The sequence below is a fragment of the Frankia sp. CcCS3 genome (assembly GCF_977927575.1).
The window spans coordinates 37,633-44,533 of record NZ_CDWRCL010000007.1 but is presented as its reverse complement, the minus strand read 5'-3'; the positions used below and the strand labels follow the sequence as shown (position 1 = coordinate 44,533).

Here is a 6,901-nt window from a genome sequence, read left to right as displayed (position 1 = left end):
GCGCGGGCCCGGACGGCCCGGGCCCGGGCCCGGGCCGCGGCGCCGGAGCGGGCTGCGGGCGGACCGGCCCCGTGACCACCTCGAAACCCTCGCCGGGTCGGCGGTCGCCACGGCGTTCGAACCCTTCGCCGGGACGTTCGGTCCGCTCGCCGGGACGCTGCCCGGTCGCCCGCGCGGGGCGCTGCGATCGTGGCACGTACCGGGTCTCGTCAGGGGAACCCTCGGATGGGGAGTCGTCCTCCCCACCCGGGGCTCTCAGGTCCCCGTCGCTGTCCGTCATACCCGCTCTCCCGACCAGCCCAACCGGCTCGGCCAGCCCAGCGAGCAGGGTCCGCACAACCGCGGACGGAAATAACGACGGCCTGAGACCACGATGGGTTGCCTACAGCACTACGGGCCGGGGAACGGGCACGATGAAGGAGCCGCCGCGCGCGGCGTACTCGGCCTGCTGGGCGATGATCTCCTTCTTCACGTTCCACGCGAGCAGCAGCAGGTAGTCAGGCTGCCGCTCCAGCAGGACGGCGGGATCGAGGATCGGCAACCGGGCGCCGGGCAGGTACCGGCCCTGCTTGTGGATGTTGCGATCGACGACGAAATCGAGCAGGTCGGTGCCGATGCCGCTGGAGTTCAGCAGGGTCGCTCCCTTGGCCGCCGCGCCGTAGGCGGCGATGGTCCTACCGTCGGCGCGCAGCGAGCGCAGCAACGCCACCAGCTCGTCCTGCACGGCGCGGACGTCGTCGCCGAAGCTGGCGTACCGGTCGAACGTGTCGAGCCCGGCGGCCCGCTCGGCGTCGAGCACCGCCGCCACCGACTCGGCCGGCTCCGCGGCGGCGGTGTGCTGCATGCTCCACCGCAGGGTGCCGCCGTGCAGCTCGGGGAACTCCTGGACGCCGACGAGCGCGAGGCCGTGCCGGCGCATCAGGACGTCGACCGCGATCGTGGAGAAGTAGCAGAAGTGCTCGTGGTAGACCGTGTCGAACTCGGTGTGGGCCAGCAACGCGCCGACCCCGGGGTTCTCGACGTCGACGAGGCCGCCGTCGGCGAGCAGGATCGAGAAGCCCTCGACGAAGCTGTTGAGGTCCGGGACGTGGGCCATCACGTTGTTCGCGATGATCACATCGGCCTTGCGGCCCTCCGCGACGAGCTGGCGGGCGAGCTCCGCGCCGAAGAACTCCTCGCGGGTCGGCACGCCCGCCTCCCGGGCGGCCGCGGCCGGGCCGGGGGTCGGCTCGATCCCGAGGACCGGGATGCCCCGCTCGACGAACGCCTTCAGCAGGTAGCCGTCGTTGCTGGCGACCTCGACCACCAGGCTGTCCGGCCCGAGGTTGCGGCTCGCGATCAGGTCGATCACGTGCTTCTCCGCGTGGCGGACGAGCATGTCGGAGAACGAGGAGAAGTAGGGATAGTCCTCGTCGAAGATCTCGGACGCCGGCAGCTCGTGGGTGAGCTGCACGAGTGCGCAGGCCTCGCAGAAGCCGACCTCAAGCGGGAACGACGGATCGGTCGCGTCGAGGGCGTCGGCGCGCACCAGGCGGTTGGCGATGGGGGTGGACCCCAGGGAGAGGAACAGGCGCGGGGCCGGTCCGCCGCAGGACCGGCAGGCGGTTACCGCCGTGGCGAGGCCGCCGGGAACATCCTGCTTCTGGGTCGCGTCGGCCTCGGCGGTGCCACTACCGCGCTGGGCCGGGGTTGCGGATGACATGCGTTCCCCTAGGTGAGGTGTCGACATCGATCTTCACGATCTGGTGGACGGGAATGGCTGTGCCAGCCGGCCGCGAGGCCGAACGAGAGGCCGAACGACATGATGACCGCCCATCCGACCAGAAGGACGCGACGGTCCCGCGAACGACATGATCTTCGTGAAGCCGGGACGGGCCGCCACGCCGCCGGGCGATCGCCGGCGAAGGCACGGAGGAGAGCGCGAACCCCGGGCGTGCGGGCACCGGTCATCGGCCGGACACCCGCCACCCACCGCCGCAGCGGCGACCGCCGGACGAGCGCTCGTTTCCGTCGGCGAGATGCCACCGCCGGCACCGCCGACGGCAGCCCGATGATTTTCCGGCGAAGATCGGCGGTCACGGGTGCTGCGCACGCCGGGTCATGCTAGCCGGTGGACACCCCCCCCCACATGACCCACAGTCGCCGAGAGGAAGCCGTGGCACCACCCTCCGACCACGGGATGCCTCCCCGCGCCCGCCCCCGTTCGCGGGCAACACCCCACGCCCCGCCCACTTTTCCCTGCCAGCGTTGATTTTCACTGGTGGAGCGGGGCCCTCGCCCGACGGTTGGCCGAACCGGGGGCGACGGATTCAGGCTGTCGCGCCGACCCCGCCAAATGTGTGAGCTACATCACGCTAAATGCCGGAAGACCCGGGTGGCACGGCGTCGCCGGACGGTCCGGCCTGGCCCCCGGCCGGACCATCGCCGGCCAGCAGCGGCCAGGCACGGTCCTTGTCGGAGATCACCGAGACGGGCAGCGGCCAGACGATGCCCAGCCGCGGGTCGTCGAAGCGCAGCCCACGGTCGTGTCCCGGCGTGAACGGGACGTTCATCTGATAAGTCGCCTCGGTGGAGTCGACGAGCGTCTGGTACCCGTGCGCCAGGCCCGCGTCGATGAACAGCGCCCGATGGTTGTCGGCCGAGAGCTCCACCGCCACGTGCCGCAGATAGGTCGGCGAGTCCGGGCGGGGATCGACGACGACGTCGAGCAGGGCGCCGCGGGTGCAGCGCACCAGCTTGGTCTCCCGCACCGGCTCCCCCGCCCAGTGCATCCCGCGGACGGTGCCCGCGGAGGCGTTGTAGGCCACGCTGCACTGGGCGACGTCGACCGTGAGCCCCGCGGCGGCGAGCTCGCCGGCACAGAACGTGCGCGCGAACATGCCGCGGGCATCGGAGAACGGCTCGACATCGACGATCATCACCCCGGCGATCGGCGTCGACGTAATGATCATGGGTGGGCCCAGAACAGGTCGGCGTCGAGCTGGCCGGTACGGATCAGGTACTGAAGCTGCTTGAGCCGGGTGTGCCCGCGGCCGGTGAACGTCTCGTTGTCGAGCTGGATGCGGGTGAAGACGTCGTGCAGCTGCTGGGCGCCCCTGAGCGCGTTCCAGTCGCAGGAGAAGCCGGGCAGGGTGGAGGCGATCTTGTCGAACGACACCCGGTAGCTGCGGTTGTCGCTGCCGTTGTCACCGAAACTCAGCGTGCAGCCGGTGAACACCGTGGCAACCGCGTCCGCGATCTCCTTCACCTGGTAGTTCTGCTCGCTGTCGCCGACGTTGAAGATCTGGTTGTGCACGATGCCGCGCGGTGCGGTCAGCACCAGGCGGATCGCCTTCGCGATGTCGAGCCCGTGGACCAGCGGGCGCCACGGGGTGCCGTCCGAGGTCATCGCGATCTCGCCGGTGGTCCAGGCCACCCCGGCCAGGTTGTTGAGCACGATGTCGAATCGCTGCCGCGGGGAGGCACCGTAGGCGGTGGCGTTGCGCAGGAAGGTCGGCGAGAAGGTGTCGTCCGCCAGCGGGGCGACGTCACGCTCCACGTAGACCTTGCACTCGGCGTAGGGGGTCTGCGGGTTCACCGGCGAGGCCTCGGTGACGTCCGCACCGGTCGCGACGCCGTAGACGCTGCAGGAGGACATGTAGACGAACCGTTCGACGCCGGCCTGCTTGGCCAGCTTCGCCAGCCGGACCGAGCCGACGTGGTTCACCTTGTACGTCACGTCCGGGGCGAGCGCGCCGAGCGGGTCGTTGGACAGCTCCGCCATGTGCACGACGGCGTCGACCCCCGCGAAGTCCTCGACCGTGAGATGGCGGAGGTCCTTGTCAAGGGTCAACGGGGTCCGGTCGACGCCGCGGTACAGCCAGCCGTACTTGTAGTAGCCGGTGTCCACCCCGATGACCTCGTGGCCATCGCGCAGCAGCTCGGGCGCGAGCAGGCACCCCAGGTACCCCTCCGTGCCCGTCACGAGCACCTTCATCCGCGAGTCCTCCCCATCTCGGCAACGGCACAGGTCGGGTCCAATCGGACACCGGCGTTCCGGCCTCAAACCGTACCGAGTCGATCCCACGAGCCGGTCGCCGACATCCCGCAGTGGCGCGTCGGCGGTCTCAGCGTGCCGGCGGACGCGTCACCCGGACGGTCTCAACGCACCGGCGGGCGCATCACCCGCGCGGGAGCGGCGAAGACGGTCGAGCCCGCCGGCACGTCCGTCATCACGATCGAGCCCGGGCCGATCTTGGCGTCGTCGCCGATGCTGATCGCCCCGATGAGATGGATCCCGGGGGCGAGTTCGACCCGCTTGCCGACCTTCGGCACGTCCCGCGGGTCCACCGTACCGCTCGCGTAGCCGATGGTCAGGTTGTGCCGCAGGGTGCAGTCGTCCCCGATCACGCAATGCGGCGGGATGAGGATCGCCTGGTGATGGCCGATGTGGACCCGGCGGCCGAGCCGCGCCTGCTCGTCGAGCTCGGCCCCGTACAGGTTACGGATGATCAGTTTGTTGACCACCTTGTAGAAGACGGTCACGATCCCGCGGACGGGCCGGCTCCGGGTGCGCCGCCACTGCCCGATGCGATAGACGGCGAGCACGTGCAGGCCCGGGTGGGCGAACGATTTGTAGTGCCGGCGCCAGTCCTCCTGCAGAATCTCCCACAGCCCGAGGTCGGAGGCATCCCGGGTGTCCTGATCGCCGGCCGTGCCATCGAAGATCTGCCGCAGTCGCTCCTGCACCATCAGCGGGGCACCTCTTCCGTCTTGCGGTCCCGCAGCCACGGCTGGGGGAGCACCTGGGGGGACAGCCCGGCCACGGCGCCGGACGGCTCGGCCACGACGACCCGGATGAGCCCAGGCGGCAGGTACGGTGACCGCGCATCACGGCTCCAGTACGTCGTCTCCGCAGCCGAGGTGATCCCGTCCGGAGGTGCGGGCACCACCCCGGCTGATCTCCCGGCCGGCAGCGTCGCCGGCGCCGGGTCGACCCGCCCGACCCGCTCGAAACCGAGCCGTTCGTAGAGGCCGGCCACCAGAACGTTCTTCGCCGACGGCCGGTAGTGCCCGGTCACGCGGGCGAGGCCGCGGCGGCGGGCCTCGGCGAGAACAAGCGCGGCAACCTCGTCCTCGAGGGTCCGGCCGATCACCCGGCAGCTCATCAGCCAGGTGTCGATGTCCAGCGCGCCCGCCGACTCCACCGCGATGACCACGGCGACCAGACCGTGGTCGGCGAACCGGTCGGCGAGCCGGACACAGAACACCGCCGTGCCGGGGTCGGCGGCCAGCCGCTCGATCTCAGCGGCGCCCCGGCGGCGACCGGTCAGGTTGAACTGGTTGGTCTTGCCGACCAACTGGGCGACCCGCGGCAGGGTCATGTCGTCGAGCGAGACTACGGTGGCGGTCATGTCCAGCCCGCGGTGGAAGTCCTCCAGCGAGGTCGCCGCCGCCGCGGCGGCGGCCGTCTCGGCCCGGGCCCGGTACGCGGCGGTGCGCGCGGCGTCCTCGGCCGTGAGGGCGGTGGCCTCGAAGAAGGGGTAGTCCGCCAGCGCCCGGACGTAGCCGTGCGGATCGGCGGGCAGCGCCACGACGTCCACCTCGGGAACGAGCTGGCGGACGACCTCGCGTTCGGCCGGGTTGTCGTCGACGAAGACCAGCGCGTCGAGGCCGAGGCCGAGCGCGGCGGCGATCCGGCGGATCTGCGTCGGCTTGTCGTCCCAGCAGGCACTGAACACCGCGATGTCATCAAGGCCGAGCCGCATCCCCGGATGACGCTCGAACGCCTCCCGGGCGTCGGCGTCGTTGTTCTTGGAACAGACGGCGAGCACGACCCCGCGGGCCTTCAACTCGGCGACGTACGTCTGGAACGCGGCGAACGCCTCCCCGACGGCGCCGTCGCCGAGCGCGATGCCGGCCAGGCCGTCCTCCCCGAGCACGCCGCCCCACAGGGTGTTGTCGAGGTCGAGGACCAGGCACTTCCGGCTCGTTCCCAGCTGGGCCCCGATCACCGCGGCGGTGTGCCGGGCCAACAGCGGCACCTGCGCGAGCGACACCGCCTGCTTGGACCGGTGCCAGTACCGCGCGTCAAACCAGGCACGCTTGCCCACGTCGGCGGCGAGCCGCTCGCAGTCGACGAAGGCGACCCCGTCGCCCCGCTGGCCGGACACCCGGCCGAGTTCGGCGTTGACCCGCGCGAGCATCGTCGGCCGGGAGCCGGGAACCCGCAGCGCCAGATGGCCGAGCGCGACCTCGCCGGGGATGGCGAAGGTGTGCTGGACGATCCGGGCCCCGCACCGATTTATGATCATGTCCCACAGCGACGTCCAACGCTCGACCTCGGTGGCCACCGCGGCGGCTGGGTCGTCGGCGACCGCCGGCAGGGCGGTCTCCCCAGCGTGCACCGCGAGCACGACGACGTCGGGCCGGAACCGGTAGAGCTCACTCGCGGGGTCCAGGATCTCCTGGCGGTACTGCCCGTAGCCGCATTCGTAGACCTCGACGGCGACCCCGGCCCGCGCCGCGGCCAGCGGCAACAGCGCGGCGAACTGCGATGTCGTGTAACTGCCGAGCACGGCCACCCGCGCGGACCTCGGCAGCGGCGCGACCCGCGGCAGGACGCGGCGCAGCACGCCGGCAACGGCCGACCAGGCACCGAGATCGCTGCCGGCGTCAGTGAGCGCCAGGGCCCACCGCACGGCTCCGGCGTCGTCGCCGACCCGCTCGTGCGCGACGGCGAGATCACGGCACAGCGCCGCGGCCGGGATCTCGCTCGTGGCGGCGCGCGCGGTCAGCTCGGCGATCCGCGGGTGTCCCGGCGGTGACGCGACGCCCTCGCCGACGCCTGTGCCGACGTCCCTTCTGTCGGTCATTGCTGCGGCCCCTCCCGGTGCGACTCTTCGCGGCGCCCATACGCACT

At 71.5% G+C, this 6,901-nt stretch carries 6 protein-coding genes; 1 reads left to right on the top strand and 5 read right to left on the bottom strand.

Annotation, left to right across the window (positions count from 1 at the left end):
- On the top strand, positions 1-355 hold a 355-nt coding region (locus tag AC08OQ_RS01590), incomplete at its 5' end, for a hypothetical protein (RefSeq protein WP_476611876.1).
- 27 nt (positions 356-382) lie between these two features.
- Here the strand turns inward: AC08OQ_RS01590 and AC08OQ_RS01585 are convergent.
- The 5 genes from AC08OQ_RS01585 to AC08OQ_RS01565 all read right to left on the bottom strand — a co-directional run bounded on the left by AC08OQ_RS01585 (position 383) and on the right by AC08OQ_RS01565 (position 6,854).
- Positions 383-1,702, bottom strand: coding sequence for a methyltransferase domain-containing protein (locus AC08OQ_RS01585; RefSeq protein ID WP_476602272.1), 1,320 nt, complete (start codon positions 1,700-1,702; stop codon positions 383-385).
- 652 nt (positions 1,703-2,354) lie between these two features.
- Positions 2,355-2,951 (bottom strand): dTDP-4-dehydrorhamnose 3,5-epimerase family protein, encoded by a 597-nt coding sequence (locus tag AC08OQ_RS01580; RefSeq protein WP_476602273.1) that lies wholly within the window; start codon positions 2,949-2,951, stop codon positions 2,355-2,357.
- On the bottom strand, positions 2,948-3,976 hold the full coding sequence (locus AC08OQ_RS01575; RefSeq protein WP_476604267.1) for an NAD-dependent epimerase/dehydratase family protein: 1,029 nt from the start codon (positions 3,974-3,976) through the stop codon (positions 2,948-2,950). The genes AC08OQ_RS01580 and AC08OQ_RS01575 overlap by 4 nt, the downstream gene beginning before the upstream one ends.
- Positions 3,977-4,140: 164 nt before the next feature.
- Positions 4,141-4,731 (bottom strand): serine acetyltransferase, encoded by a 591-nt coding sequence (locus AC08OQ_RS01570; protein ID WP_476600769.1) that lies wholly within the window; start codon positions 4,729-4,731, stop codon positions 4,141-4,143.
- Positions 4,731-6,854: an HAD-IIIC family phosphatase gene (locus AC08OQ_RS01565; RefSeq protein WP_476600771.1), complete on the bottom strand. Its 2,124-nt coding sequence runs from the start codon at positions 6,852-6,854 to the stop codon at positions 4,731-4,733. Before AC08OQ_RS01565 ends, AC08OQ_RS01570 begins: the two co-directional genes overlap by 1 nt.
- Positions 6,855-6,901: the final 47 nt, after the last annotated feature.